Annotated in this window: 21 protein-coding genes; 17 read left to right on the plus strand and 4 right to left on the minus strand. The window is 66.1% G+C overall.

Annotated elements, in window-relative coordinates:
- Nucleotides 1-33 precede the first annotated feature (33 nt).
- The 10 genes from DK261_RS07820 (at nt 34) to DK261_RS07865 (ending at nt 13,768) form a co-directional block, all read left to right on the plus strand.
- Complete coding sequence (locus DK261_RS07820) at nt 34-2,190, plus strand: type I secretion system permease/ATPase (RefSeq protein ID WP_009046326.1); 2,157 nt, start codon at nt 34-36, stop codon at nt 2,188-2,190.
- Entirely contained in the window at nt 2,180-3,547 is a 1,368-nt protein-coding gene (locus DK261_RS07825) for an HlyD family type I secretion periplasmic adaptor subunit (protein WP_023969889.1), read from the plus strand. The genes DK261_RS07820 and DK261_RS07825 overlap by 11 nt, the downstream gene beginning before the upstream one ends.
- 329 nt (nt 3,548-3,876) lie before the next feature.
- Nucleotides 3,877-4,767, plus strand: coding sequence for a TauD/TfdA family dioxygenase (locus tag DK261_RS07830; RefSeq protein ID WP_110175528.1), 891 nt, complete (start codon nt 3,877-3,879; stop codon nt 4,765-4,767).
- 27 nt (nt 4,768-4,794) lie between these two features.
- Nucleotides 4,795-5,832, plus strand: coding sequence for an ABC transporter substrate-binding protein (locus DK261_RS07835; protein WP_110175529.1), 1,038 nt, complete (start codon nt 4,795-4,797; stop codon nt 5,830-5,832).
- 5 nt (nt 5,833-5,837) lie between these two features.
- Nucleotides 5,838-6,698, plus strand: coding sequence for an ABC transporter ATP-binding protein (locus DK261_RS07840; protein ID WP_009046330.1), 861 nt, complete (start codon nt 5,838-5,840; stop codon nt 6,696-6,698).
- A 20-nt stretch (nt 6,699-6,718) separates the two neighbouring features.
- Complete coding sequence (locus tag DK261_RS07845) at nt 6,719-7,585, plus strand: ABC transporter permease (RefSeq protein ID WP_025808568.1); 867 nt, start codon at nt 6,719-6,721, stop codon at nt 7,583-7,585.
- A 770-nt stretch (nt 7,586-8,355) separates the two neighbouring features.
- Complete coding sequence (locus tag DK261_RS07850; protein ID WP_038583194.1) at nt 8,356-9,273, plus strand: LysR family transcriptional regulator; 918 nt, start codon at nt 8,356-8,358, stop codon at nt 9,271-9,273.
- 400 nt (nt 9,274-9,673) lie between these two features.
- Nucleotides 9,674-11,218 (plus strand): MFS transporter, encoded by a 1,545-nt coding sequence (locus DK261_RS07855; RefSeq protein ID WP_053267968.1) that lies wholly within the window; start codon nt 9,674-9,676, stop codon nt 11,216-11,218.
- A gap of 25 nt (nt 11,219-11,243) precedes the next feature.
- Entirely contained in the window at nt 11,244-12,302 is a 1,059-nt protein-coding gene (locus tag DK261_RS07860; protein ID WP_063427711.1) for an HlyD family secretion protein, read from the plus strand.
- Entirely contained in the window at nt 12,299-13,768 is a 1,470-nt protein-coding gene (locus DK261_RS07865) for an efflux transporter outer membrane subunit (RefSeq protein ID WP_041985252.1), read from the plus strand. The genes DK261_RS07860 and DK261_RS07865 overlap by 4 nt, the downstream gene beginning before the upstream one ends.
- Here DK261_RS07865 and DK261_RS07870 read toward each other — a convergent pair.
- Nucleotides 13,731-14,450: a DUF3142 domain-containing protein gene (locus DK261_RS07870; protein WP_029527368.1), complete on the minus strand. Its 720-nt coding sequence runs from the start codon at nt 14,448-14,450 to the stop codon at nt 13,731-13,733. The genes DK261_RS07865 and DK261_RS07870 overlap by 38 nt on opposite strands.
- 2 nt (nt 14,451-14,452) lie before the next feature.
- Nucleotides 14,453-16,624, minus strand: coding sequence for an outer membrane assembly lipoprotein YfiO (locus DK261_RS07875; RefSeq protein ID WP_110175530.1), 2,172 nt, complete (start codon nt 16,622-16,624; stop codon nt 14,453-14,455).
- Between the two features lie 241 nt (nt 16,625-16,865).
- Here DK261_RS07875 and DK261_RS07880 point away from each other — a divergent pair, with 241 nt between their 5' ends.
- The 4 genes from DK261_RS07880 to DK261_RS07895 are packed head-to-tail and all read left to right on the plus strand — an operon-like array spanning nt 16,866 to nt 21,597.
- A complete protein-coding gene (locus DK261_RS07880; RefSeq protein WP_009046338.1) occupies nt 16,866-17,654 on the plus strand; it encodes an efflux RND transporter periplasmic adaptor subunit in 789 nt (262 codons plus the stop codon).
- On the plus strand, nt 17,651-18,970 hold the full coding sequence (locus DK261_RS07885) for an efflux RND transporter periplasmic adaptor subunit (protein ID WP_053267971.1): 1,320 nt from the start codon (nt 17,651-17,653) through the stop codon (nt 18,968-18,970). Before DK261_RS07880 ends, DK261_RS07885 begins: the two co-directional genes overlap by 4 nt.
- Complete coding sequence (locus DK261_RS07890) at nt 18,970-21,066, plus strand: biotin/lipoyl-binding protein (protein ID WP_110175531.1); 2,097 nt, start codon at nt 18,970-18,972, stop codon at nt 21,064-21,066. The genes DK261_RS07885 and DK261_RS07890 overlap by 1 nt, the downstream gene beginning before the upstream one ends.
- Nucleotides 21,067-21,093: 27 nt before the next feature.
- Nucleotides 21,094-21,597 (plus strand): GNAT family N-acetyltransferase, encoded by a 504-nt coding sequence (locus DK261_RS07895; protein WP_009046341.1) that lies wholly within the window; start codon nt 21,094-21,096, stop codon nt 21,595-21,597.
- A 60-nt stretch (nt 21,598-21,657) separates the two neighbouring features.
- Here the strand turns inward: DK261_RS07895 and DK261_RS07900 are convergent, their stop codons facing one another.
- Together DK261_RS07900 and DK261_RS07905 are read right to left on the minus strand one after the other, a co-directional pair.
- Nucleotides 21,658-21,969 (minus strand): hypothetical protein, encoded by a 312-nt coding sequence (locus DK261_RS07900; protein ID WP_009046342.1) that lies wholly within the window; start codon nt 21,967-21,969, stop codon nt 21,658-21,660.
- Between the two features lie 53 nt (nt 21,970-22,022).
- On the minus strand, nt 22,023-22,610 hold the full coding sequence (locus tag DK261_RS07905; protein WP_009046343.1) for a phage tail protein: 588 nt from the start codon (nt 22,608-22,610) through the stop codon (nt 22,023-22,025).
- A 221-nt stretch (nt 22,611-22,831) separates the two neighbouring features.
- On the opposite strand from DK261_RS07905, the gene DK261_RS07910 reads away from it, so the two are divergent.
- The 3 genes from DK261_RS07910 to DK261_RS07920 form a co-directional block, all read left to right on the plus strand.
- Nucleotides 22,832-24,475, plus strand: a complete 1,644-nt coding sequence (locus DK261_RS07910) for a glycosyltransferase family 39 protein (protein WP_110175577.1) — start codon at nt 22,832-22,834, stop codon at nt 24,473-24,475.
- Between the two features lie 228 nt (nt 24,476-24,703).
- On the plus strand, nt 24,704-25,549 hold the full coding sequence (locus DK261_RS07915) for a sulfotransferase (RefSeq protein ID WP_009046345.1): 846 nt from the start codon (nt 24,704-24,706) through the stop codon (nt 25,547-25,549).
- Nucleotides 25,550-25,601: 52 nt separating this feature from the next.
- On the plus strand, nt 25,602-26,791 hold a 1,190-nt coding region (locus DK261_RS07920), incomplete at its 3' end, for a DUF4347 domain-containing protein (RefSeq protein WP_146218519.1).

Below are 26,791 nucleotides of genomic sequence, written 5' to 3' on the forward strand. Positions count from 1 at the left end.
TTCATCCAAATAGACAGTTAAAGAGTGCCGAGCGTGGAATCAGAAGTCAGTCGAGTGCAACTTAGCCATGATCCACGCGGCATGCATGACGACCCGCTGCTGGATGCCCTGCTAACCCTGTGCTCTCTGCACCAGAAGCCGGCCAGCGCGGCGATGCTGACCACTGGCCTGCCGTTGCCGTCCCAGCGCCTGAGCGCCGAGCTGCTGCCGCGCGCCGCCGCTCGCGCCGGCCTGCAGGGGCGCCTGCTGCGGCGCAAGCTGGAGCAGATTCCTGCCATCGCCATGCCAGCCATGCTCTTGCTCAAGGACGGCCGCAGCGCTGTCCTGCTCGGCTGGCTGGGCGAAGACAAGGCCCGCCTGCTGCTCAGTGAGAGCGATGGCGGCGAGGTCAGCGTCAGTCGCCAGATGCTGGCCGACGATTACAGCGGGCAAGTGTTCTTCGCCCAGCCGCAACACAAGTTCGACGTCAACCATGGCTCGCTGATTCCCCGCGCCCGCTCCTGGTTCCGCGACACCTTGAAGCGTTCGCGCTGGTTGTACGCCGATGCCATCGCCGCCAGCCTGCTGATCAACGTCATCGCCATGGCCGCGCCGCTGTTCGTGATGAACGTCTACGACCGCGTGGTCCCGAACCAGGCCGCCGCCACCCTGTGGGTGCTGGCCATCGGCATCACCGGCGCCTACCTGTTCGACCTGATCCTCAAGAGCCTGCGCAGCCTGTGCCTGGACCTGGCCGGCAAGAAGACCGACCTGATCATCTCGGCCACGCTGTTCGAGCGCATCGTCGGCATGGCCATGAAGTACCGGCCGGCGCGGGTCGGCAGCTTTGCCCAGAACATCCACGAGTTCCAGAGCCTGCGCGACTTCCTCGCCTCGCTGACGCTCACCAGCCTGATCGACCTGCCGTTCACCCTGCTGATCTTCCTGGTGATCGCCATCCTCGGCGGGCACCTGGTGTGGATCCCGGTGCTGGCCTTCCCGATCGCCCTGGGCATCGGCTACGCGCTGCAGAAACCGCTGATCGCCACCATGGAAAAAACCATGGCCCTGGGCGCCGAGCGCCAGTCGAGCCTGATCGAGACCCTGGCCGGGCTGGATGCGGTGAAGGTCAACAACGCCGAAAGCGAACGCCAGTACCAGTGGGAGCAGACCATCGGCACCCTGGGCCGCCTCGAGCTGCGGGTGAAGATGCTCTCCAGCCTGGCGATGAACATCACCCTGCTGATCCAGCAACTGGCCGGGGTGATCATGATCGTCTTCGGCGTGTACCAGATCATCGACGGCAACCTCAGCATGGGCGGGCTGATCGCCTGCTACATGCTCAGCGGTCGCGCCCTCAGCCCGCTGGCCTCGTTGTCCGGCCTGCTGACCCGCTACCAGCAGGCGCGGGTGACCATGACCTCGGTCGACCAGATGATGGAGCTGCCCCAGGAGCGTAACTTCGACGAGCGCCCCCTGAGCCGCAACGTGCTGCAGGGCGCCATCGAATGCCGGCAGCTGAATTTCACCTACCCGGGGCAGCAGAACCCGGCGCTGAAGAACATCAACCTGGTGATCAAGCCGGGCGAGAAGATCGGCATCATCGGCCGCAGCGGCTCGGGCAAGAGCTCCCTGGCCAAGCTGCTGGTGGGCCTGTATACCCCGGACTCCGGCGCCTTGCTGGTGGACGGCGTGGACATCCGGCAGATCGACGTCAGCGAATTGCGCCACAACATCGGTTATGTGGCCCAGGACATCCAGCTGCTGGCCGGCACCCTGCGCGACAACCTGACCTCCGGCGCCCGTTATGTCGAAGACGAACTGGTGCTGCAGGCCGCCGAACTGGCCGGCGTTCATGAGTTCGCCCGGCTGCACCCGCAGGGCTATGAACTGCAGGTCGGCGAGCGCGGGCAGAACCTCTCCGGCGGCCAGCGGCAGAACGTCGCCCTGGCCCGGGCCCTGTTGCTCAACCCACCCATCCTGCTGCTCGACGAACCGACCAGCGCCATGGACAACACCGGTGAAGAACGCTTGAAACAACGCCTGCAAGCCGTGGTGGAAGCCAAGACCGTAGTGCTGGTCACCCACCGTGCCTCGCTGCTGTCGCTGGTGGATCGCCTGCTGGTGATCGACCGCGGGCAGATCCTCGCCGATGGACCGAAAGCGGTCGTGATGGAAGCGTTGAAGAAGGGGCAGATCAGTGTTGCTTAAGTCGGGTTTGAAGGACTCCATCCTGCGCTACTTCAAAGGCACCGAATCGCTACACGACCAACCCCTGCCCGAGGTCAACAAGGCGCTGATCGAAGATGCGCCGCGGGTTATCCGCCTGACCATCTGGGGCATCATCGGTTTCTTCCTGTTCCTGCTGCTGTGGGCCAACTTCGCGGTGATCGACGAAGTGACCAAGGGTGAGGGCAAGGCGATTCCGTCGTCCAAGGTGCAGAAAATCCAGAACCTGGAAGGCGGTATCGTCTCCGAACTGTTCGTCAAGGAAGGGCAGATCGTCGAGGCCGGCGCGCCGCTGATCCGCCTGGACGACACGCGCTTCAAGTCCAACGTCGGCGAGACCGAGGCCGACCGGCTGTCGATGCTGTTGCGGGTCGAGCGCCTGAGCGCGGAGATCGACAACCGCGAGCTGAACTTCCCGGCCGATGCCCTGGAGGCCGCGCCCGGCCAGGCCGCCAGCGAGAAGTCCCTGTATGAAAGCCGCCGCCAGCAGTTGCACGACGAAGTTGGCGGCCTGCAGGAACAACTGATCCAGAAGCAGCAGGAACTGCGCGAGTTCACCTCCAAGCAGGCGCAGTACCGCCAGCAACTGGGCCTGCAACGCCAGGAAATCGCCATGTCCGAGCCATTGGTGGCCCAGGGTGCTGTGTCGCCGGTGGAAGTGCTGCGGCTCAAGCGCGCCGAAGTCGAGACCCGCGGGCAACTGGACGCCACCACCCTGGCGATCCCCCGTGCCGAGTCGGCGATCAAGGAAGTCCAGCGCAAGATCGACGAAACCCGCGGCAAATTCCGCAGCGAAGCCCTGACCCAACTCAACGAGGCGCGCACCGAACTGAACAAGGCCAGCGCCACCGGCAAGGCCCTGGAAGACCGGGTCAGCCGGACCCTGGTCACCTCGCCGGTGCGCGGTATCGTCAAGCAACTGATGGTCAACACCATCGGCGGGGTGATCCAGCCGGGCAGCGACATGGTGGAGATCGTGCCGCTGGACGACACCCTGCTGGTGGAAGCGAAGATCCGCCCGCAGGACATCGCCTTCCTGCACCCGGGGCAGGAAGCCGTGGTCAAGTTCACCGCCTATGACTACACCATCTACGGCGGCCTGAAGGCCAAGCTGGAACAGATCGGCGCCGACACCATCACCGACGAAGACAAGAAGACCACCTACTACGTGATCAAGCTGCGCACCGACCGCAGCCACCTGGGCACCGATGAGAAGCCGTTGCTGATCATCCCCGGCATGGTCGCCTCGGTGGACATCATCACCGGCAAGAAAAGCGTGCTCAGCTACCTGCTCAAGCCGATCATCCGCGCTCGCGCCGAGGCGCTGCACGAGCGTTGAGGCCGTAGCCCGAGAGTCGTAGGGCAGGGATTGCCCGTAGATCTTTGAATCTTTTCGCGAGCAAGCTCGCTCCTACAAGGGCACTCATGCACCTGTAGGAGCGAGCTTGCTCGCGATAGCGTCCTTTTGGTCCCCACTATTTCTCCGCCTGAATCGCCATATCGTTATTCACTAACGGTATTTAAAGTTAAGTTCTTATATCTATAAAGTCGACTCCCTGCGTACCTGCCGACCAATCGGCGCGCCGCACGAAATGAACCCACACGGGACCTCCGTGAGTTTCTGATCGACGCGCGCGCCACCGGGCGTGCTCTGCGTGGGAGTGATTTATGTCCGTACTGTCTCCAAGTGCCGCGCCCATCGCCGCACAAGCTTTTGATATCCGCCTGTTCAGCGGTGCCGTCGGTGCCGAGATCGTCGGCCTTGACCTGGCCCAGCCGGTCAACGACCAGGATTTCGCCCGTATCCACCGCGCGCACCTGGATCATCACGTCGTGGTGTTCCGCGACCAGCGCATCAGCCCCGAACAACAGATCGCCTTCAGCCGCCGTTTCGGTGTGCTGCAGATCCACGTGCTCAAGCAGTTCCTGCTGGCCGGGCACCCGGAAATCCTCATCGTTTCCAACATCATCGAGAACGGCCAGTCCATCGGCCTGGGGGACGCCGGCAAGTTCTGGCATTCCGATCTCTCCTACAAGGAACTGCCGAGCCTGGGCTCGATGCTGCACGCCCAGGAGCTGCCGTCCGAGGGCGGCGACACGCTGTTCGCCGACATGCACAAAGCCTGGGACAGCCTGCCCGCAGCGCTGCGTAAGGCGGTCGAGGGCCGCTGCGCCGCCCACTCCTACACCGCGCGCTACAGCGAGACCAAGTTCGAGGGCAACTGGCGCCCGACCCTGACCCCGGAGCAACTGGCCCAGGTCCAGGAAGTGGTGCACCCGGTCGTGCGCACCCACCCGGAAAACGGTCGCAAGGCGCTGTTCGTCAGCGAAGGCTTCACCACCCGTATCGTCGGCCTGCCGGAAGACGAAAGCCGCCAGCTGCTGGCCGAGCTGTACGCCCACAGCGTGCTGCCGGAAAACATCTACCGCCACCAATGGCAGCCCCATGACCTGGTGTTCTGGGACAACCGCTCGCTGATCCACCTGGCCGCCGGCTGCCCCAGCCACCTGCGCCGCAAGCTGTACCGCACCACCATCCAGGGCGACGCCCCTTACTGATCGGCCACCCACGGCAGGAGAAACACCATGTCCCAACCTACTCAACGCCTCCCGCGCCTGGGCAAACTGGCGGCCGCCATCGGCCTGGGCTTCAGCCTGCTGGCCGCAGGCCTGATCGCGCCGACGGCGGCCCATGCCGAAGGCGAGATCCGCATCGCCGAACAGTTCGGCATCGTCTATCTGCTGCTCAACGTGGTGCGCGACCAGAACCTGATCGAGAAGCACGGCAAGGAAGAGGGCATCGACATCAAGGTTGACTGGACCCAGCTGTCCGGCGGCGCGGCGGTCAACGACGCCTTGCTCTCCGGCTCCATCGACATCGCCGGGGCCGGCGTTGGCCCGCTGCTGACCATCTGGGACCGCACCCACGGCAAGCAGAACGTCAAGGCCGTGGCGTCGCTGGGTAACTTCCCTTACTACCTGGTGAGCAACAATCCCAAGGTCAAGACCATCGCCGACTTCACCGAGAAGGACCGTATCGCGGTGCCGGCGGTGGGGGTTTCCGTGCAGTCGCGGTTCCTGCAGTACGCGGCGGCCAAGCAGTGGGGCGACAAGGAATTCAATCGCCTGGACAAGTACACCATCGCCGTTCCACACCCGGACGCCACGGCGGCGCTGATCGCCGGCGGCACCGAGCTGACCGGGCACTTCTCCAACCCGCCGTTCCAGGACCAGGCGCTGGCCAACCCGAATGTGCACGTGGTGCTCAACACCTACGACCTGCTGGGCCCGAACTCGCCGACCGTGCTGTTCGCCACCGAGAAATTCCGTACCGAGAACCCGAAAACCTACAAGGCCTTCGTCGAGGCGCTGGCCGAGGCCGCCGACTTCGCCCAGAAGGACAAGGGCGCGGCGGCGGATACCTACATCCGCGTGACCAAGGCCAAGATCGACCGCGAGGCCTTGCTGAAGATCATCGACAACCCGCAGTTCGAGTTCACCGTCACCCCGAAAAACACCTACCCGCTGGCTGAATTCCTCTACCGCGTGGGTGCGATCAAGAACAAGCCGCAATCGTGGAAGGACTACTTCTTCCAGGACACCACGCCGCTGCAAGGGAGCTGATCGCCATGAACGCCCCCTTGCAAGGCCACACGGCCAGCAACCCGACCGCGGCAGCGCAGGCGCTGCTGGCGGTCGACCAGGTCAGCCTGGAATACCGCACCCCGCAGCGCGTGGTGCGGGCCACCCACCAGGTCAGTTTCGCAATCGATCCCGCCGACCGCTTCGTCCTGCTCGGGCCCTCGGGCTGCGGCAAGTCGACCCTGCTCAAGGCAGTCGCCGGCTTCATCCAGCCCTGCGAGGGCGAGATTCGCCTGCAAGGACAGCGGGTCAGCCAGCCGGGGCCGGACCGGATCGTGGTGTTCCAGGAGTTCGACCAACTGCCGCCGTGGAAAACCGTCAAACAGAACGTGATGTTCCCGTTGCTGGCGTCGAACAGCCTCAACCGCCGCGAGGCCGAGGAGCGCGCGCTGCACTACCTGGACAAGGTCGGCCTGGCGGCGTTTGCCGACGCCTACCCGCACACCCTATCCGGTGGCATGAAGGCGCGGGTGGCCATCGCCCGGGCCCTGGCGATGCAGCCGAAGATCCTGCTGATGGACGAACCCTTCGCCGCCCTCGACGCCCTGACCCGGCGCAAGATGCAGGAGGAATTGCTGCTGCTCTGGGAAGAGGTGCGCTTCACCCTGTTGTTCGTTACCCACTCCATCGAGGAAGCGCTGGTGGTGGGCAATCGCATCCTGCTGCTGTCGCCCCATCCGGGGCGGGTGCGGGCGGAAATCCACAGCCATCAGTACGACCTGCAAAGCCTCGGCGGCGTGGCGTTCCAGCAGACGGCGCGGCGCATCCACCGGCTGCTGTTCGACGAAGGCCAGTCGCCGGAAACCGAGCGCGAGCTGGATTTCACCGATATCCGTATCGCTTATTGAGCCTTTAAGAGGAACGCCCGATGAGCCATTCATCACCTGTTCGCCAGGAATACGAAGTTGCCCTCGAACCCTTGCTGGCGGTGCCGCTGGAGCGTGAATTGCCGCTGGGCCAGCGTCTGTGGCAGCAAGGCTGGCTGCGCAAGAGCCTGATTCTGATCGTGCTGGCTTTGCTCTGGGAGGCCGTGGCCCGTTACCAGAACAACGACCTGCTGCTGCCGAGCTTTTTGCAGACCGCCAGCGCGCTGTACGACGGCCTGCTCAGCGGCGAGCTGTTGGGCAAGGTCGGCATCTCCCTGGTCGTGCTGCTCAAGGGCTACCTGATCGGCATCGTCCTGGCCTTTGCCCTGACCACCCTGGCGGTGTCGACCCAGGTGGGCCGCGACCTGCTGAGCACCCTGACCTCGATGTTCAACCCGTTGCCGGCCATCGCCCTGCTGCCGCTGGCCCTGCTGTGGTTCGGCCTGGGGGAGAACAGCCTGATCTTCGTGCTGGTGCATTCGGTGCTCTGGGCCCTGGCCCTGAACACCTACGCCGGCTTTCTCGGGGTTTCCGAAACCCTGCGCATGGCCGGGCGCAACTACGGGCTCAAGGGCATGCGCTTCGTACTGTTCATCCTGATCCCGGCGGCGCTGCCGTCGATCCTCGCCGGCCTGAAAATCGGCTGGGCCTTCGCCTGGCGCACCCTGATCGCCGCCGAACTGGTGTTCGGCGCCACCAGCGGCAAGGGCGGCCTGGGCTGGTACATCTTCCAGAACCGCAACGAGCTGTACACCGACAAAGTCTTCGCCGGCCTGGCGGTGGTGATCCTGATCGGCCTGCTGGTGGAAAACCTGGTGTTCGACACCCTGGAGCGAGTCACCGTAAAACGCTGGGGCATGCAACGCTGAACCCGTAGCACCCGTAGCACCCGTAGCCGCTGCCGAGCCCGCGAGGCTGCGATCGGCCCCGCAGGGGCCGCAAAACCTGACGGCTCATTCTGCCTGGCACACCGAATGCGCCGGTCTGGCGAGGACTTCGTCCTCGATCGCAGCCTGCGGCAGCGGCTACACAGAGCGGTGTCCATGGTTGAACGACCCCCCACGATCCCGTAGCCGCTGCCGAGCCCGCGAGGCTGCGATCGACGGCGCAGCCGGCGCAAAACCTGACAGCGCCTTCTGCCTGGCACACCGCATGCGCCGGTCTGGCGAGGACTTCGTCCTCGATCGCAGCCTGCGGCAGCGGCTACACAGAGTGGTGTCCATGGTTGAATTGCCCTCCACGATCCCGTAGCCGCTGCCGAGCCCGCGAGGCTGCGATCGGCCCCGCAGGGGCCGCAAAACCTGACGGCTCATTCTGCCTGGTACACCGCATGCGCCGGTCTGGCGAGGACTTCGTCCTCGATCGCAGCCTGCGGCAGCGGCTACACAGAGTGGTGTCCCTGACTGAACTGCCCTCCACGATCCTGTAGCCGCTGCCGAGCCCGCGAGGCTGCGATCGGCCCCGCAGGGGCCGCAAAACCTGACGGCTCATTCTGCCTGGCACACCGCATGCGCCGATCTGGCGAGGACTTCGTCCTCGATCGCAGCCTGCGGCAGCGGCTACAGAGTGGTGTCCCTGACTGAAATGACCCTGCTAGCATTGCGCCTGACTCATTCCCGATCAGCCACGAGTGCTCAGCATGCAACTCCCGGACATGAACCTTCTGGTCGCCCTCGACGCCCTGCTCGACGAGGGCAGCGTGGTCGGCGCGGCGCGGCGCATGAACCTCAGCCCGGCGGCCATGAGCCGGACCCTCACGCGGATCCGCGAGGCGCTGGGCGACCCGATCCTGGTGCGCGCCGGCCGTGGCCTGGTGCCCACACCCAAGGCCCTGGAACTGCGCGGCCAGGTGCGCGACCTGGTGGAGCAGGCGGCGCTGGTGTTCCGCTCCGGCGATCAGGTCGACCTCAGCACCCTGCGCCGGCGCTTCAACGTGCGCGCCAACGACTTCTTCGTCGGCGTCTATGGCGGCCGCCTGATCGACACCCTGGAGCGCCAGGCGCCCCATTGCGAACTGCGTTTCGTCCCCGAAGGCGATGGCGACGACGAGGCCCTGCGCGAAGGACGGATCGACCTGCGAATCAGCAATACCCGGCCGCTGACCCCGGAAGTGAAGGTGCAGAACCTGTTCTCCACCACCTTCGTCGGCCTGGTACGCGAGCATCATCCGTTGCTCGACGAGGAGATCACCGCCGAGCGTTTTGCCGCCTTCCCGCACATCAGCATGTCCCGGCGCGGCATCGCCCGTGGGCCGATCGACGCGGCGCTCGGCGACCTGGGGCTGGAGCGCCGGGTGCCGCTGATCGCGCCGAGCTTCCATGCCGCGATGTTCATGCTGCCGGATTCCGACCTGATCCTGCCGGTGCCCAAGGAAACCCTGCTCAGCGTGTCGCGCCTGGGCCTGCACCTGCGTTCCTTCGCCTTGCCGATTCCCCTGCCGACCCTGGTGCTGACCCAGGCCTGGCACCCGCGCTACGACAAGGACCCGGCGCACAAATGGTTCCGCGAGACCCTGCGCGCCTCCTGCAACGAAACCTGGCGCACCGCCCAGCCCTGAAAACACCCAATATCCCGTAGGAGCGAGGCTTGCCCGCGATAGGCACGCCACGGTTAACCTGCTGCACCGCGTTATCGTTCATCGCGGGCAAGCCTCGCTCCTACAGGGTTACAGAGCACCACAACCCCTGTAGCCGCTGCCGAGCAACGCGAGGCTGCGAACTAGGTGGGCGAGATTCCGACTTAGTCCTCGCCTGGCAGCGCCCGCGATTGGCCGGTTGGATCAGGTCGCCTGGTTTTGCGACGGCTGCGCCGCCGATCGCAGACTCGCGGGCTCGGCAGCGGCTACACGTCATTCAATCGTTGCGCGTGGTGCACTTATAAGCTGTCGATAAGTCAGTTTTCGTCAGCTGTCGGGCTTTTTAAACTGCTTCGGTATTTCCATCGGAGTCGTTCCCTTCATGAGTTCCCTCGCCGTGGCTGTGCCGGCACCCGTTGAAGGGGCCAGCAAACCGGCAGCTGCCAGCCCCGCGGTCTTCGGCCCGCGAATCATCATCGGCCTGCTCGGCGTATTGCTGGCGGTGCTGGTGTCGGGCCTCAACGAGATGGTGACCAAGATCGCCCTGGCCGATATCCGTGGCGCCCTGGCCATCGGTTACGACGAAGGCACCTGGCTGGTGGCCAGCTATACCGCCACGTCGGTGGCGGCCATGGCCTTCGCGCCCTGGTGCTCGGTGACCTTCTCGCTGCGGCGTTTCACCCTCTGCGCCATCGCCCTGTTCACCGTGCTGGGCGTGCTCTGTCCGTTCGCCCCGAACTACCACAGCCTGTTGCTGCTGCGCACCGTGCAGGGCCTGGCCGGCGGCGCGCTGCCGCCGATGCTGATGACCGTGGCCCTGCGGTTCCTGCCGGCCAACGTCAAGCTCTACGGCCTGGCCGGCTATGCCCTGACCGCCACCTTCGGCCCGAGCCTGGGCACGCCGCTGGCCGCCCTGTGGACCGAATACGTCGGCTGGCAGTGGGCGTTCTGGCAGGTGGTGGCGCCGTGCTTGCTGGCGATGCTCGCGGTGGCCTACGGCCTGCCCCAGGACCCGCTGCGCCTGGAGCGTCTCAAGGCCTTCAACTGGCGCGGCCTGCTGCTGGGGTTTCCGGCGATCTGCATGCTGGTGATCGGTATCCTGCAGGGCAACCGCCTGGACTGGTTCGGCTCGCCGCTGATCTGCCTGCTGCTGGGCGGCGGCGCGTTGTTGCTGGTGCTGTTTTTGATCAACGAATGGGCGCAGCCGATCCCGTTCTTCAAGTTGCAGATGCTCGGCATCCGCAACCTGTCGTTCGCCCTGCTGACCCTGGCCGGGGTGCTGGTGGTGCTGACCGCGGTGATCATCATTCCGTCCAGTTTCCTGGCCCAGGTTCAGGGCTACCGGCCGTTGCAGACCGCCCCGGTGATGCTGGTGATGGCCCTGCCGCAGCTGATCGCGCTGCCGCTGGTGGCGGCCCTGTGCAACCTGCGCTGGGTCGATTGCCGCTGGGTGCTGGGCATCGGCCTGACGATGCTGGTGCTGTCGTGCCTGGGCGGCACGCAACTGACCTCGGCGTGGATCCGCGACGATTTCTACGTGCTGCAACTGCTGCAGATCTTCGGCCAGCCGATGGCGGTGCTGCCGCTGCTGATGCTCTCCACCGGCAGTATCCAGCCGATCGAGGGGCCGTTCGCTTCCGCCTGGTTCAACACCGTGAAGGGCCTGGCGGCGGTGATCGCCACCGGCGTGCTGGATGCCCTGACCACCCACCGCCTGCACTTTCACTCGACCATGCTGGTGGACAGCCTCGGCAACTCGCCGCTGAGCGCCATCGACGCCAGCAACCTCGCCCAGCGCCTGCACCGCCAGGCCGTGGTGCTGACCTCCGCCGACCTCTACTACGTCATGGCTGGCGTGGCGGCGGCCCTGATCCTGCTGATTTTCTGGCTGCCGACGCGGATCTATCCGCCACGCGCGCCGACTTGAACGTTCACTGAGACAGAAGGTTTTTATGACGATCCACATCAAACACAAAATCGCCGTCAGCGTGGCGGCGGTCGCGGTCCTGGGCGTGCTGGTGTATCTGGTCACCGGCAAGGCCACCGAGCAGACCACCAACGATGCCTTCGTGAGCGCCGACTACACCCTGGTGGCCCCGCGCGTGGCGGGTTTCATCAAGGAAGTGCTGGTGGAAGACAACCAGCGGGTCAAGGCCGGCCAGTTGCTGGCGCTGATCGACGATCGCGACCTGCGCGCCGCGGCCCAGGCGGCGGACGCCGAAACCCTGGTGGCCAAGGCGCAGCTGCAGAACGCCCGCGCCACCCTCGACCGGCAAAGCTCGGTGATCGCCCAGGCCCAGGCCTCGGTGGTGGCCGCGCGGGCGGAAATGGCCTTCGCCGAGCATGAACTGAACCGCTACAACCACCTGGCCGGGGTCGGCGCCGGCACCGTACAGAATGCCCAGCAGGCCAAGACCCGCATCGACCAGGCCAGCGCGCGGCTGGCCACGGCCACCGCGGCGCTGGCGGCGGAACGCAAGCAGGTGGAGATCCTCACCGCCCAGCGCGACGCCGCCGAGGGCGGGCTGAAGCGCGCCCAGGCGGCCCTGGAAATGGCCAGCTACGAGCTGTCCTACACGCGCATCGTCGCGCCGGTGGACGGCATGGTCGGCGAGCGCGCGGTGCGGGTCGGTGCCTATGTCACGCCGGGCAGCAAGATCCTCGCCGTGGTGCCGCTGGAGCAGGCCTATGTGGTGGCCAACTTCCAGGAAACCCAGCTGGCCCGCATGCACCCCGGGCAGCCGGTCGCGGTGCGGGTCGACAGCCTGGACGGCGAAACCCTGCGCGGCCGGGTCGAGAGCCTGGCGCCGGCCACCGGGGTGACCTTCGCCGCGGTCAAGCCGGACAACGCCACCGGCAACTTCACCAAGGTGGTGCAGCGCATTCCGGTGAAGATCCTGCTGGAACCTGGCCAGCCCATGGCCGAGCGCCTGCGGGTCGGGATGTCGGTGGAAGCGAGCGTCGATACCCTGGGCAAGGCCAGTTCCGTGCGTGAGGTGGCGAAGCGATGAGTCGTCTGCTCCAGCCGGTATTCGCCCTGGGCCTGTTGTCCCTGGCCGCCTGCACTGTCGGCCCGGACTTCCAGCGCCCAGCAGGGCCGCGGGTCGAGGCCTGGGCCAGCCCGCAAAAGGCCGCGCCGAGCCAGGTGGTGACCAGCCCCCTGGACGAGCGTTGGTGGGATGTCTTCAACGATCCGCAGCTGTCGGCCCTGAGCCGGCGCGTGCTGACCGACAACCTCGATCTGCAACTGGCCACCAGCCGCCTGCAACAGAGCCGCGCGGCGCGCCAGGTGATCACCGCCGAGCGTTATCCGACCAGCAGCGCCAGCGGCGGCTACGCGCGTAAACGCAACAGCGGCGAAGGCCTGAACGACCCGTCGGGTCACGAGGGCAAGTCCGCCTTCAACCTGTGGGACGCCGGCTTCTCGGCGTCCTGGGAGCTGGACTTCTGGGGCCGCGTGCGGCGCGAAACCGAGGCCGCCGACGCGACCCTGGAAGTCGCGGAAAACGATCGGCGCGGGGTGCTGTTGTCGGTGCTGGCCGAGACCGCCCAGGACTACATCCAGCTGCGTGGCGTGCAGAGCACCCGGGCGGTGACCGAGCAAAACCTCGAGGTCGCCCGCCACAGCCTCAAGCTCTCGCAACTGCGCCTGGCCGATGGCGTGGCCACCGACCTGGACGTCGCCGAAGCCGCCGCGCAGGTGGCGACCATCGAGTCGCAACTGCCGGCCTTGCAGCAGCGCCAGGCGCAACTGATCAACGCCTTGAGCCTGCTGATGGGCGAGCCGCCCCAGGCCCTGCACGCCGAACTGGCGGCGGATGCGCCGGTGCCGCAAACCCCGAGCCAGGTCGCCATCGGCCTGCCGTCGCAACTGGCCGAGCGCCGCCCGGACATCCGCCAGGCCGAAGCCCGCCTGCATGCCGCCACCGCCAGCATCGGCGTGGCCAAGGGCGACTTTTATCCGCGCATCACCCTGTCGGGCAACTTCGGCTCCCAAGCCATGCAGCTGTCGGACTTCGGCTCCTGGGGCTCGCGCCAGTTCGGTATCGGCCCGCAGTTCAGCCTGCCGCTGTTCGACGGCGGCCGCCTGCGCGGCATGCTGCACTTGCGTGAAGCCCAGCAGCAGGAAGCGGCCGTCGCCTACCAGCAGACCGTGCTGCGCGCCTGGCATGAAATCGACGACCAGCTGACCCGCTACAACAGCAGCCAGCTGCGCCGCGACAGCCTCGCCGAAGCCGTGCGGCAGAACCAGATCGCCCTGCGCACCGCGCAACAGCAATACGTCGAAGGCGTGGTGGACTTCGTCAACGTCCTCACCGTCCAGGGCGCCCTGCTCGCCACCCAGGAACAACTGGTGGAAAGCTCGACCGGCGTTTCCCTGGCCATGGTCGGCCTGTACAAGGCGCTGGGCGGTGGCTGGGAGTCGGTGTATCCGTTGGCTAGCGCGGATTCTGCAAAAACACCACATACCCCCTGAACCACGGGCTGTCTTTCAGGTAGTCCGGTTCCTGCCATTCGCCGCCCTGGATCAGGCCCACCTTGAACGGCAGGCCCATGCGGTCGAGGCGGGGCAGGTAGGCGGCGTAGTTGGGAATGCTGTGGCGGCCCTGGTAGGTCTGCACCACCACTTCGTCGACGATGCCCTTGAGCCCGGCGATGGCTTCGGGGTTGGCGTTGCTGCTCCAGTCCATCAGGCCGGTGATGCTCAGGCGGTACTGCGCGGGCAGGCGCTGGCGCAGGTCGCGCAGGAAGCTGGTGTATTCCTCGAGGTAGCGGGTGCGGGCGTCGAAATCGATCTGGATCCCGACCACCGGGTTGCCGGCCTGCTGCCAGCGCTGCACCTGGCCCAGCAGCTGGCGGTAGACCGGCTCCGGCCAGTGCAGGGTGTGCGCACGGTAGACCACCCAGACCTCGCCCTGGCGCAGGCGCGGAATGGCCATGCCCTGGGCGATGAAGTGCACGTTGCCGCTCGGGTCGCGACGCGAGCGGCTGATCTGCCCTTGCAGGATGTACAGGGTCTTGGCCTGGTTCAGCACCGGCTGCGGAGCGACGCCGCTCCACAGCCAGAAGGCCTGGTGGTCGCGGGCGTCGACCGCTGCCTGGGCACTGCCGGTCAGCAACAGCCAGACCGGCAGCAGGCATTTCCAGAAACCGCTCATGCTTACCAGTAGTACTGCAGCGACTTGCCCCACTGGGTGTCAGCGAAGGTGCCTTTGAGCTGACGGAACCAGGCCTTGCGCACCGCCGGTTCGACGTCCTTGCCGCCACAGCTGTTGTAGCCCGAGGGTGCGTAGCAGTTGATGGCGCGGTACAGGGCGTAGGCGCGGTCGTCGCGCGGCGCCTTGCTGTTGGCGATCACCTGTTTGTAGCCGTCGAGGCGAGAGAAGAGCTCGCCCTTGAAGGCCGACTCCGTGCCGCCCAGGGACCGCTTGTCGGGCTGGCTGTCCAGCGGCATGCCATCCAGGCCGTTGCGCAGGATGAACTCACCGAAGCAGTTCAGGCCTTGCGGGTTTTTCCCATCCGTCTCCAGGGCTGCCGCGGTTTGCGCGATGCTCGGGCAGGCGTAGCCGGACTCGGCCTTGTCGCCGCTCCACTGGAACAGCTTGAGCGACTGGCCGTCGCTGTAGACGTAACCCAGGCTGTAGCCGAGCTTGTCTTCAGGGGCGCTGGCCGGCAGTTGCTTGAGGTCGCTGGCAAAGGCCGCGTACTGGCTGCGCAGCAGGTCCTTGTAGAGCAGCACGAACTGCGCGGTGTTGCGCTCTACCGGGTCGGCGGCCTGGCTGATCTGCTGGCGCAGCAGCGTGGCATCGGCCACGTTGCGCAGCAGGGTGAAACGCACCTGCGGGCTTTTGATCGGCGAGTCGGCGGCGAACACCTTGGCCAGTTGCTGGTTGCGTTCGTAGTTCATCGCCAGGGCCAGCTCCAGCTGTTCCCGTTGCAGCGGTTGCTTGGCCAGGGGCAGCAGTTGCAGCCACAGGGCCTGGGCACCCGGGCCGTCGTTCTGCGCTTCCAGGGCCAGACCGCGCAGGGTCTGCTGGCTGAAGGCGAGGTAGTCGAGGTTGGCGGGCGGCTCGCTGGGCAGCAGTTTCAGCGCGGCGTCCGGGTTGTTGTCGACATACAGGGCGAAGGCCGCCAGCAGGTAGTCGTGCAACGCCGGTTGTGCGGCGAAGACCGCCTTCTGTTGCTGCAAGGCCTCGCGGGTCAGCCGGCCTTCGGCTTGCTCACGCATCCACATCAGGTCGTTGACCGCCAGCAACAGCGGGGTGCTGACCGGGTTGCGGTTGACCATCAGCAGCTTGGTGTCGACTTCTTCCACCAGATCGTTCAGCGACAGGTTGCGCTGCTCGTCCTTGGCCTGGGTCATCTGCCAGGCGTAGTCGGCGGCCAGCTTGTCCGGATTGCCGTCCAGCCAGTGCACCCGGCGCAGCAGGCCCTTGGCCGAAGCGGAGTAGGCGCCCTGTGGATAAGTTTGCAGGTAGCTGTCGAAGCCGGCTTCGGCCTGTTGCAGCGTGGACTTATCCACATGCTCGAGCGCGGGCATGCCGTATTCGTCGAAAGCGTTTTGCTGGGCGCTGTTGAGGGCCGTGCGGGCGTTCATGTACAGCGCGGTTTCTTTCAGCCAGGTATTCGGGCTGTCCTTGAGCGTGGCGAAAGCCGCGCCGGCCTCGCTGAAGCGGCCACTGTAGAAGTCGCCGGCGGCCTGTAGATAAGTGGCGAAACCCTTGCCCAGCGAGGTCTGCAGATTGGTTGGCAACAGGCTGGCCAGTTGCGGGTTGTCCCAGCTGCAGGCGGCGAGCAGCTTGACCCGGCTTTGCGCCAGCGCCTGGCGCTCGCTGTCTGGCAGGTCGGCGGCAATCAGTTGGTCGACAAACACCTGGGCGCTGGCGTCCGAGTTGCTGCGGCAGCGGCTGCCTTCGCCGGACAGAAACGCATCGCCGGCCGCCTGAGGCGCTTCGCGCACCACCTGCAAGGCTTCCAGGCGGCCGTTGAGGTCAGTGTCGGCGCTGGCTGCCGGTGCATCCGCCGCTTCGGGGCCGGGCGCCGGGTTCAGGCGAGACACCGAAAACGGCACCGGCCCATACCCTTCGGCCAGGTCGTCGGCGTCCAGCGCTTTCGGCGCCAGGGGCAAGGCACCGCTGTCGGCCAGCAACAGGCGCAGGTTCACCCGGCTGTCGTTGCCCGGGTTGAGAAACGGCAGGCTGCTGCAGCCTTCGAGGTTTTTTTTGAGCAGGGTCCAGCGCGGGTAACAGGAATCGTCGGAGCTGGCCTGGGCCTGATTGCAGAGGAGGGCGCCGAGCGCCAGTGTCAAAGACGACAAAAGACCGATACGCATGAATTGTCCTTAATCCGAAACTATGGGAGCCGAAGGTCCAAGTGTGGCGCAAATCATACAGAAGGCATTCGCGGGCATCTAAAATACCCACACGACCCGATATACGCCGCGCCGGACAAGGCATCTATGCTGTCAGGCGGGCATTCGATGCCGTTGTCGGGATCGATAAAGATAGTGGCCATTTGCTTGACGCTTACGCTTGCTGTCTTAGACTCCGCCCATCCGTCAGGGAGTTACGGTTATGCGGCGATTTCATGGATTGGGATTGGGATTCGGATTGACCTGCCTGGTGTGCGTGGCCCAGGCGCAGACGCCTGCACCAGACGATCCACTGCTCAATGACAGTGCTGCCGGCGCCGCCGTGGCGAGCGGCAGCGAAGCGCGAGGCGTGCTGCGGGCCAAGGATCAGGCGGTATTGGCCGGCGAACTGTCCGGGCGCATCGTCGAGTTGCCCTACAGCGAAGGCGAGTCCTTCAAGAAAGGTGACGTGCTGGCCCGCTTCGATTGCTCGGCCTACCAGGCCCAGCTCAATGCCGCTCAGGCCGCCAGCCGTGGCGCCAACGAAGAGCTGGCGCACAACCGCCAACTGGCTTCGCTCAACTCGGTCGGCCGCTTCGAAGTGGCGCGGGCCGCGGCCAAGGTCTCCGAGACCCAGGCGCAATCCCAGGTCTATCAGGTGCAGGTCAAGCGTTGCAGCGTGGTCGCACCGTTCGACGGGCAGGTGGTGGAACGCAAGGTGCAACGCTACGAAAGCGTGACGGCCGGCTCGCCCTTGCTGGAAATCGTCGACAACCGTTCCCTGGAAATCCACCTGCTGGTGCCGTCGAGCTGGATGGGCAAGCTCAAGGCCGGGCAGACCTTCAGCTTCGTCCCCGATGAAACCGGCAAGCCGCTGGCCGCTACGGTCAAGCGCCTCGGCGCGCGGATCGACGAGGGCAGCCAGACGCTGCTGCTGGTGGCGGCCGTGCCCAACGCCGAGGGCCTGTTGGCTGGCATGAGCGGCACGGCGCGGTTCGCGGAGCTCAAATGAACGCACCGGTAGCGGGCGCCGCCGAGCAGGTCTTCGCTCGGTTCCTTGACCTGGAGCGTCAGACCCGTGCCGCGCGTACCGTCGAGCAACTGGCCTACAGCCTGGTCAACGACGGCCAGGCGCTGTTCGGCTTTCGCCACGCAGCGCTGGTGATCGCCGGCAAGGTCCGCGCGGTGACCGGCGTCAGCGCGCTCGACCCGAATGCGCCCTTCGTGGCCTTCGTCGAACAGGCGGTGACCCAGCTGTTCAAGCTCGAACTCGTGCAGCAGGCGCGGGTGATCGCGGCCGAGCAATTGAGTGCCCCGGTGCGGGCCGACTGGCAGAGCCTGTCGGCGGCCGAGGTGTTCTGGTTGCCGCTGATCGATCGCCAGGGCGCGGTCTTTGGCGGCCTGTGGCTGGCCCGCGACACGCCGTGGAACCCTTCCGAACAGGTGCTGCTGGCGCAACTGGGGGACACCTACAGCCACGCCTGGCTGGCGCTGCAGCCGCGCAAACCGTGGCGCCTGCGCTGGAATCGAAAGCGTCGGCTGGCGCTGCTGGCGGTGGTGTTGCTGGGCCTGCTGATTCCGGTCCGGCAATCGGTGCTGGCGCCGGCCGAAGTGGTGCCGTTGGGCGGGCGTGTGGTGGCGGCGCCGCTGGACGGGGTGATCGCCGAGTTCCTGGTCAAGCCCAACCAGACGGTGAAAACCGGCGACCTGCTGCTGCGTTTCGAAAACACCACCCTCAACGCCCAGGCCGATGTCGCCGCCCGCGCCCTGGGCGTGGCCGAGGCGGAATTGAAGGCCAATTCCCAGCGGGCCTTTGCCGATGCCGAATCCAGCTCGAAGATCGACCTGCTGGCGGCCCGGGTCGAGCAGAAACGCGCCGAACGCGATTACGCCCGCGAGCTGCTCAAGCGCAGCGAAGTGCGCGCCGAACGCGACGGTATCGCGGTGTTCGCCGACGCCGAGCGCTGGACCGGCAAACCGGTGCAGACCGGCGAGCGGCTGATGGAAATTGCCGACCCGAGCCAGGCCGAATTACGCATCGAACTGGCCGTGGGCGACGCCATTGCCCTGGAGCCCGGCGCGCAGGTGGCGCTGTTTCTCGACAGCGACCCGTTGCAGCGCCATCTGGCCAGCCTCGAACGGGCGGCCTACGAGGCGCAGCCGACGCCGGGCGGGCAACTGGCTTACCGCCTCGATGCGCGTTTTCGCGAGGCGCCGCCGCGGATTGGCCTGCGCGGCACGGCCAAGCTCTTTGGCGAGCGCGCGCCGCTGGCGCTGTACCTGCTGCGTCGGCCCCTGGCCGGTCTGCGGCAGAGCGTGGGGTTGTAATGGACCTGCCGAGCCTGCGCGCGGACTTGCAGCTGTCGGCAGCGGCGCCGGCGCTGGACGGTTCGCCGCGCTGGACCCTGGCCGACCCGGTGCGCGGTCGTTATTTCAAGCTCGGCGCGGCGGCGATGCGTTTGCTCAGGCACTGGTCCCTGGGGGACGCCGGGCAGGTGCTGCGCGCCGCCAATCGTGAGCCGGGGCTGCCCCTGGGCGGCGCGGAACTGGATGAATTGCTGGGCTTTCTACGCAGTCACGACCTGATCACCGCCCTCGATCCGCAACAGCGCGCCAGCTATGACCTCAAGGCTGCCGCCCAGCACCAGAGCCTCTGGCAGGTGCTGCTGCACCAATACCTGTTCTTTCGTATCCCGCTGTGGCGCCCGGACGCCTTTCTCAATCGTGCCTGGCCGTGGCTGGCGCGGTTCGGGCCGGGGCTGTTGCGCTACGGCTTGCCGCTGACCCTGGGGCTGGGCGTGTTCCTGGTATCGCGGGACTGGCAGCGCTTCCTGGCGACCTTCCCCCACCTGTTCAGCCTCGGTGGTGCCCTGGCGTTCGGCGTGGCGCTGTTTTTCGCCAAGCTGTGCCATGAGTTCGGCCACGCCTTCATGGCCAAGCGTGCCGGCTGCCGGGTGCAGAGCATGGGGGTGGCGTTCATGGTGCTGCTGCCGATGTTCTACACCGACGTCAGCGATGCCTGGCGAGTCAACGATCGTCGCGCGCGCTTGCTGATCGGCGCCGGCGGCGTGCTGGCCGAGCTGCTGCTGGCCAGCATCGCCCTGCTGGCCTGGTCACTGCTGCCGGACGGCCCGGCACGCACCGCGGCCTTCATGCTCGCCAGCGCGACCTGGATCACCACCCTGGTGATCAACCTGAACCCCTTCATGCGTTTCGATGGCTATTTTCTGCTCAGCGATTTCTGGGAGGTGGACAACCTCCAGGGGCGGGCCTTCGCCCTCTGTCGCTGGCGCCTGCGCGAGGCTTTGTTCGGCTACCGGCAGCCCGCACCGGAGCCCTGGTCGCCGGCCATGCAGCGGCGCCTGCTGTGGTGGGGTTATGGCTCGTGGCTGTGGCGCGCGGTGCTGTTTTTCGGGATTGCGCTGGCGGTGTACCACCTGTTTTTCAAGCTGCTGGGCATCTTCCTGATGCTGGTCGAGTTGGTGTGGTTCATCTTTTTGCCCATCGTGCGCGAGTGGCGCGAATGGTGGACACGCTGCGAACAGGCCGATGCGCCGCGGGTATTGCTCAGCAGCCTGGGGCTGGTGGCGGCGCTGTTGCTGGTGGCGCTGCCCTGGCGCAGCTCGGTGGAGGTGCCGGCGATGCTCGAGGCCGGACGCGCCAGCGCCTTGCATGCGCCGGTGGCGGCGCGGGTCCGGCAGGTCAATGTCAGCGACGGCCAGGCGGTGAGCAAGGGCCAGGTGCTGGTGGAGCTTGAGTCCCCGGACCTGGCGTCGCGCCAGGCCATCGCGCGGCGGGAAATCGAGATCCAGCAACTGCAGATGCGCCGCCGTGCCGGGCGCAGTGAGACCGCGGCCGACGCCGGGATTGTCGAGCAGCAACTGGCTGAGGCCGTGGCCGAGTACCGCGGCCTGTCGGCGCAACGCGAGCGCCTGCTGCTGCGCGCGCCCGAAGGCGGCCAGTTGCGCGACCTGCTGCCGCAACTGCAGGTGGGCCGCTGGGTATCGCCCAAGGATCCGCTGGCCCGGGTGGTCGAGCCGGGGGCGCGCTTGCGCGGCTTCCTTGCCGAGGCCGACCTGTGGCGCGTCGCGCCGGGGGCCACGGGGCGCTTTATCGCCGACGATCCGATGCACCCGGCGCTCGAGGTGCAACTGACCGAAGTCGACACCAACGGCGTGGCTTATATCGACCAGGAGGCGCTGACTTCCGATCACCATGGGCCGATTGCCGTGCGCCGCGATGAAAACCGCCGCGCCGAACCGGTCCAGGCGCAGTACGGCGCGCGGCTCAAGGTGCTCGACGCCAGCGTCACCCCGAGCCAGCCATTGCGCGGCGTGGTGGTGTTGCAGGGGCGTGGCGAGTCGCTGCTGGGCACGGCCTGGCGGCGCCTGGCGGCGCTCGGCGTGAGGGAAAGCGGGTTCTGAGACAAGGAATGTTCAGGGAGAACGCATATGTTGCATAAGGATTCAGCCATGTCCGATGGCCTGGTGGTACGTCCGTCGCGGCCCACCGACGGACCGTTCCTGCAAAGCCTTTACCGCTCGGCGCGCAGCGATCTGCAATGGATCGACGGCGAACAGGAGCAGATCGAGCAGGTGATCGCCCAGCAGTTCCAGGTCCAGGAGCAGGGCGCGGGGGAGAACTTCCCCGGCGCCATGCACTACGTGATCGAAAAACTCGGCAGCGCCATCGGTGCCTTGACCACCGATTTCGGCCCCAATGAAATCCGCGTGCTGTACCTGGCGTTCATTCCGGCCGCCCGCGGTCGCGGCTACGGGCGCACCGTGCTGCGGGGCGTGCAGAAGGCCGCCGAACAGGTGCGCTGCCCGGTGGCCACGGTGGTCTGGGCCAGCAACCCCCATGCGCGCCGGCATTACCTGGCGCTGGGGTTTCAGGTCGAGGAAGCCAACCCGGCGGCCGAGCGGCTGGTGTGGTATCCCGGCCCGCGCGGCTGAGCGGCGCAACCCGGCGGATTCGAGCCAGTGCCTGGGGCAATGCCGCCAGGCACGCCCGGTTCAGTTGAAGGCGATATAGAAATAGCCCAGCGTCGGATCGCGGCCCAGGGCCGGCACCCGCGACACGAACATGTCTTGCAGATGGCCGACGCCGGGCAGTTCCAGGTCGCACAGGCCGTCGACGAACTCTGTCGGCTCCAGGCTGTTGAGCTCGACGCAGAAGGGCATGCGCGCACTGTTCGGCATGCGGGCCTGGGGGGTGTCCTTGATGGACTCGATATGGACCAGCAAGACGCTGCCGTCCGGTAGCAACAGATTGCAGGTTTGCCCCAGCAAGGGCTGGAAATGCTCACTTTGCAGCAGATGCAGCATGGCGCCACTCCTGGCTGGAAAAAGGGCCGGGGGAATGTCCCCCGGCGCGAACTTCAATTGCGCGATGGGAACAGGCCGTTCAGGGCCACGCTGAAGTTGATCACCAGGAACGGGTTCATCACCGGCAGCGGCAGCCCGTTGCCGGCGGGCGAGATGGTGCCGGTGATCGTGGTGTTGACCCCCTGGAGCGGCACGGGCGTGGTGCCTTGCTTGTCGGAGTAGATGGTGGCGGTGCCCGGCCCGCCGCCGGAGGTGCCGATGAACGAGTTGGTGGCCGTGGGGGTACTGGCCGGGTTGCTGGCGGGGTTGGCCAGTTGCAGCGTGGTGGCGGCGTTCAGGCCGGCGAGGGTATGGGTGTGGGCAGGCAGGTTGTTGAGGGTGGGGGTGACGTTTTCGGTGCCGGAAACTTCGCCGATCACCCGGGGCGTCAGGCCCAGCCCGTTGCCCTGGCCGATGGGCAGGCGCCCTTGCAGGTTCGGCAACTGGAAGTTGGTGGTGCCGTTGCCGCCGTAGTAGGTGCCCAGCAGCGAAAACAGCGCCTGGTACTGCGAGATCCCCAGGGTCTGGCCGTAACACGAGGCCCAGCCGTTGGGAGGGAAGTTAAAGGAAAAAGCTTGAATGGTGCCCATGAACACTTCCATAGTTTTTCATCCTTCAGGTTAATCAGTGGAACTCCCTGAGCCGATCCCTGGTGTCTGGCCTGACAGCTTGACCGATACGGTCAGAACGCCAAGCGGGCTCGTTGACAGCAGTGGTTAGCGTAGACGCTGTTCCGCCAGTCGCCCGGGGTGATGGGGCGCCTTATGTCTGGCCGGATAAACAGCGATGCTGTGCTGGTAAAACGCGGGTGCAGGGGAAGTTCATGGCGTTTCGCAGAGAGCCGCAATTGCTGGGTACGGCCGAGCCGGGCATCGCCCTTCGGCTGACGCGTGACACGCAGCGTCTGATCGCGCTGCTGCGGGCGTACTGGCTGCTGCCGATCCTGCTGCTGGCGGCGGCCACCCGCTTCTACGACCTGACCGCCGCGGCCATCTGGGGCGATGAAGGCTCCAGCCTGTTGCTCAGCCGCTACGGCCTGAGCGAGCTCTGGGTGCGCGCCGCCCATGACGTGCATCCACCGCTGTACTTCATGCTGCTGCGTGGCTGGATCGCGCTGTTTGGCGACGGCATCTTTGCCATTCGCAGTTTCAGCGCCTGGCCGGGGATCGTCTGTGTCGGCCTGGGGGTGTGGCTGGTGGCGCAGATCGCCAGCCGTCGCGCGGCGGTCCTCGCCGGCTTCCTGCTGGCCCTGCTGCCCACCGCCGTGCGCTACAGCCAGGAAGTGCGCATGTATGCGTTGTTGGGGGTGTGGCTGCTCGGCGCCACCATCGCCCTGGTGTACTGGGTCAGGCAGCCCCGGCGTCAACGCTACCTGGTGTATTACACGCTGCTGATGAGCGCGGCGTTCTACACCCACTATTTCACCGCGCTCTGCGTGCTTGCCCACTGGTCGTACCTGTTGCTGCTGCGCCTGCACGCAACGCCGCCGAGCCGGGCGATCAACCGGCCGGCCTGGTGGCTGGCCAACGCTGCCATCGTCATGCTGTTCGCCCCCTGGCTGCCGGGGCTGGTGGACCTGCTGCAACATATCGACCAACTGAAAGCCAGCGGCGACGTGGGTTGGGAGCCGTCGGTGGACTTTTCCTCGCTGCCCTCGATGATCTGGCAACTGCTGACCCAGGACGATGGCGAAACCCGTTCCCCGCTGCTGTTCGCAGGCCTGCCGCTGCTGGTGCTGGGCGTCGCCGGAATGCTCGCCTGGCGCGACCGCTCGCCCTGGCGCTGGCACTGGATGCTGGTGATCTACACCGCGCTGCCGCTGTTACTGGTGTTTGCGGTGTCGTTCGTTTCGCCGGTGTTCATCGAGCGCTACCTGACGGCCTATGCCCTGGGCCTACCACTGATTTTCGCGATTGCCGTCGACCGGCTGCTGGCGCAGGCCCGTGTGCTGGCGCTGGCGATCCTGTTGCTGTTCGGCGGGGCCGAGGTGGTCGGCCTGACCAACAACGCCACGGTGGATGTGAACGATCAGATCAGCGTGCTGGTGGACTACGTGAACCAGCGCTACGTGGCCGGCGACCGGATCGTCACCAGCGATCTGCTGTGGTACCTGAGTTACGTCTACTACAACCGCACCGATGCCCAGCCGCTGCTCTACACCCCACCTACGCCCGCGGGGGGCTCGACCCGATCCAATGCCTATGGCTTCGGCACCCTGATCGACCAGCAGGCCGACAGGGTTTACCTCGACCGGCTGTCGGCGTTGCCGATGGGCAGCGGTCGCGTCTGGCTGATCGGCACGGCCGACCAACCCGATGAATTCGCCCCGCTGCCGGCGCACTGGCGAAAAACCGGCGAATTCACCGCCGGCGGGGTCACGGCCCGGTTGCTGCTGATGTGCGGCACGGTGCAGGGCCAGGCATCGGCGAAAACGCTGTGTAGCCAGCCAGGGAAACCTGCTGGATAGACGCCTTGGGCGGTTTTTTGCAAAAAAACAGGCTTGTGAACCGGTCAGTGACGAAAGGCAGGATTCAGGGCGGTCAGCGGCTTAATCGATTCATGTTCAGTCCCAGAGCGGCTGCTGTTTTTTTGAGCACAGATTTTTTGTGGTTTTGCTCCGAATTGATATCAAAGCACCACTGTTGGTTTTCTGACCTTGCACTACGCTTTTTCCGTAAATGGACTTATAGCTAGGGTGAAGGGATTGCCGCAGTTCCATTTTATTTCCGGTTTACCGCGCTCAGGGTCGACCCTGCTGTCCGCCATTCTGCTGCAGAACCCGCGCTTTCACGCCGGCATGACCAGCCCGGTGGGGGCGCTGTTCAGCGGCATCCTCGAACAATGCAGCGCCGGCAGCGAATTCGGCGCGGTCATCGACCTCGACATGCGCCGCCGCTTGCTGCGCGGGCTGTTCGACTCCTACTACGCCGACAAGGCCGACAAACCGGTCATCTTCGATACCAACCGCCAGTGGTGCGCGCGCCTGCCGGCCTTGAAGGACTTGTTTCCCAAGGCCAGGACCATCGCCTGCGTGCGCAATGTCGCCTGGGTCATGGACAGCCTGGAACGGCTGTACCGGGCCAACCCCTTCGAAAACACCAAGCTGTTCGGCGATGCGGTCGAGCGCAATTCGGTCTACAGCCGCTGCGAAACCCTGGCCCAGCACAACCGCCTGGTGGGGTATGCCTGGACGGCCTTGAAAGAGGCCTATTACGGCGAAAACGCCGATTCGATGCTGATCGTCGACTACGACCTGCTGAGCCAGGCCCCGGAGCGGGTGATGCGGCTGATCTACGACTTTATCGGCGAACCCTGGTTCGAACACGATTTCGACAGCCTGGCCTACGACGCGCCCGAGTTCGACCAGGCGCTGGGGGTCGCGGGCCTGCACAAGGTCAAGGCGCGGGTGGCGCTGCAGTCGCGGCGCACGATCCTGCCGCCGGACCTGTTCGAGAAGTATGCGCAGCTGTCCTTCTGGAAAGACGGGGCATCCAGCGCCGCCAATGTCATTCGTATGAAATCCGACGCCGCGGTCCGTTGACCGCGGTTTTTCAATTCGTACCTTTCAGCACGTTCGAGTCCGGGTGAGCATCATGTGGTGGAGCAAAGGCAAGTCGCGGGTCAATCAGCAGGCCACCGGACGGGCGAATGCCCTGGCCTCACCGATGATCATGCCCCTGGAGCCGCGCATGCTGTTCGACGGCGCGGTGGCGGCGACGGTGGCCGAAGCCGTCCAGCCGGACAGCCACACCACCACGGAGGTGGCCAAGACGCCGACCGCCGCCGATCAGCCGAGCGTCAGCAAGGACACCCACGGCCAGGCCGATGCAGCGCCTGCCGCGACCCCGACCGCGGTGCCGGGGCTGACGGTGGTGTTCGTCGATTCGCGGGTCAAGGACGCCGACAGCCTGCTCCAGGGCCTGGCGTCCGGCACCCAGGTGGTGCAACTGGGTGCGAACCAGGATGGCCTGCAGCAGATCGCCGATTACCTGGACCAGCATCAGGGGGTCAGTTCGGTGCAGATCATCGCCCACGGCAATGCCGGGGACCTGTGGCTGGGCAACAGCTACCTCTCGGCTGACAACGTCCAGGCGCGTAGCTCGGTGCTGGCGGACATCGGCCAGGACATGAACGCCGGCGGCGACATCCTGATCTACGGCTGCTACACCGCCGAGGGCGAGCGCGGCCTGAGTTTTGTCGATTCGCTGGCGCAGCTCACCGGCCGCGACGTGGCCGCCTCCAGCGACCGCACCGGCGTGGGTGGCGACTGGGAACTGGAGATCGCCACCGGCACCATCGAAAGCGCCAATGTGCTGTCCACCCAGGCCATGCAGGATTATCAATGGGGGCTGGCGACCTGGACCGCCACCAACAACGCCAACACCGGCGTGGGTTCGTTGCGGGCGGCGCTGGCGTCGGCGCAGAACGGCGACATCGTCACCTTCAGCAGCGGCATGACGGTGCAGCTGACCTCCGAACTGCTGGTCAACAAGAACGTGACCATCGACGGAGACCTGAACAACGACGGCGCGGCGGACGTAATCCTCGACGGCCAGTACCGCACCCGGGTCATCGAAGTGGCCTCGGGCAGTACCGTGACCCTCGATGGCCTGGTGATTACCCGGGGCCTGGTCTCGGGCAACGGCGGCAACGGCGGGTATGGCGCGACCGGCGCCATGGCCGGGGGGATTTTCAACGCCGGCAATCTCACCCTCAACAACGTCACCGTGACCTCCAACGCGGCTTCGGGCGGCGGCGGTGGCGGCGGTGTCACCGGCGCGTT

Source organism: Pseudomonas sp. RW409 (assembly GCF_003184125.1).
In the GTDB taxonomy this organism is placed as follows: Bacteria; Pseudomonadota; Gammaproteobacteria; order Pseudomonadales; family Pseudomonadaceae; genus Aquipseudomonas; species Aquipseudomonas chlororaphis_I.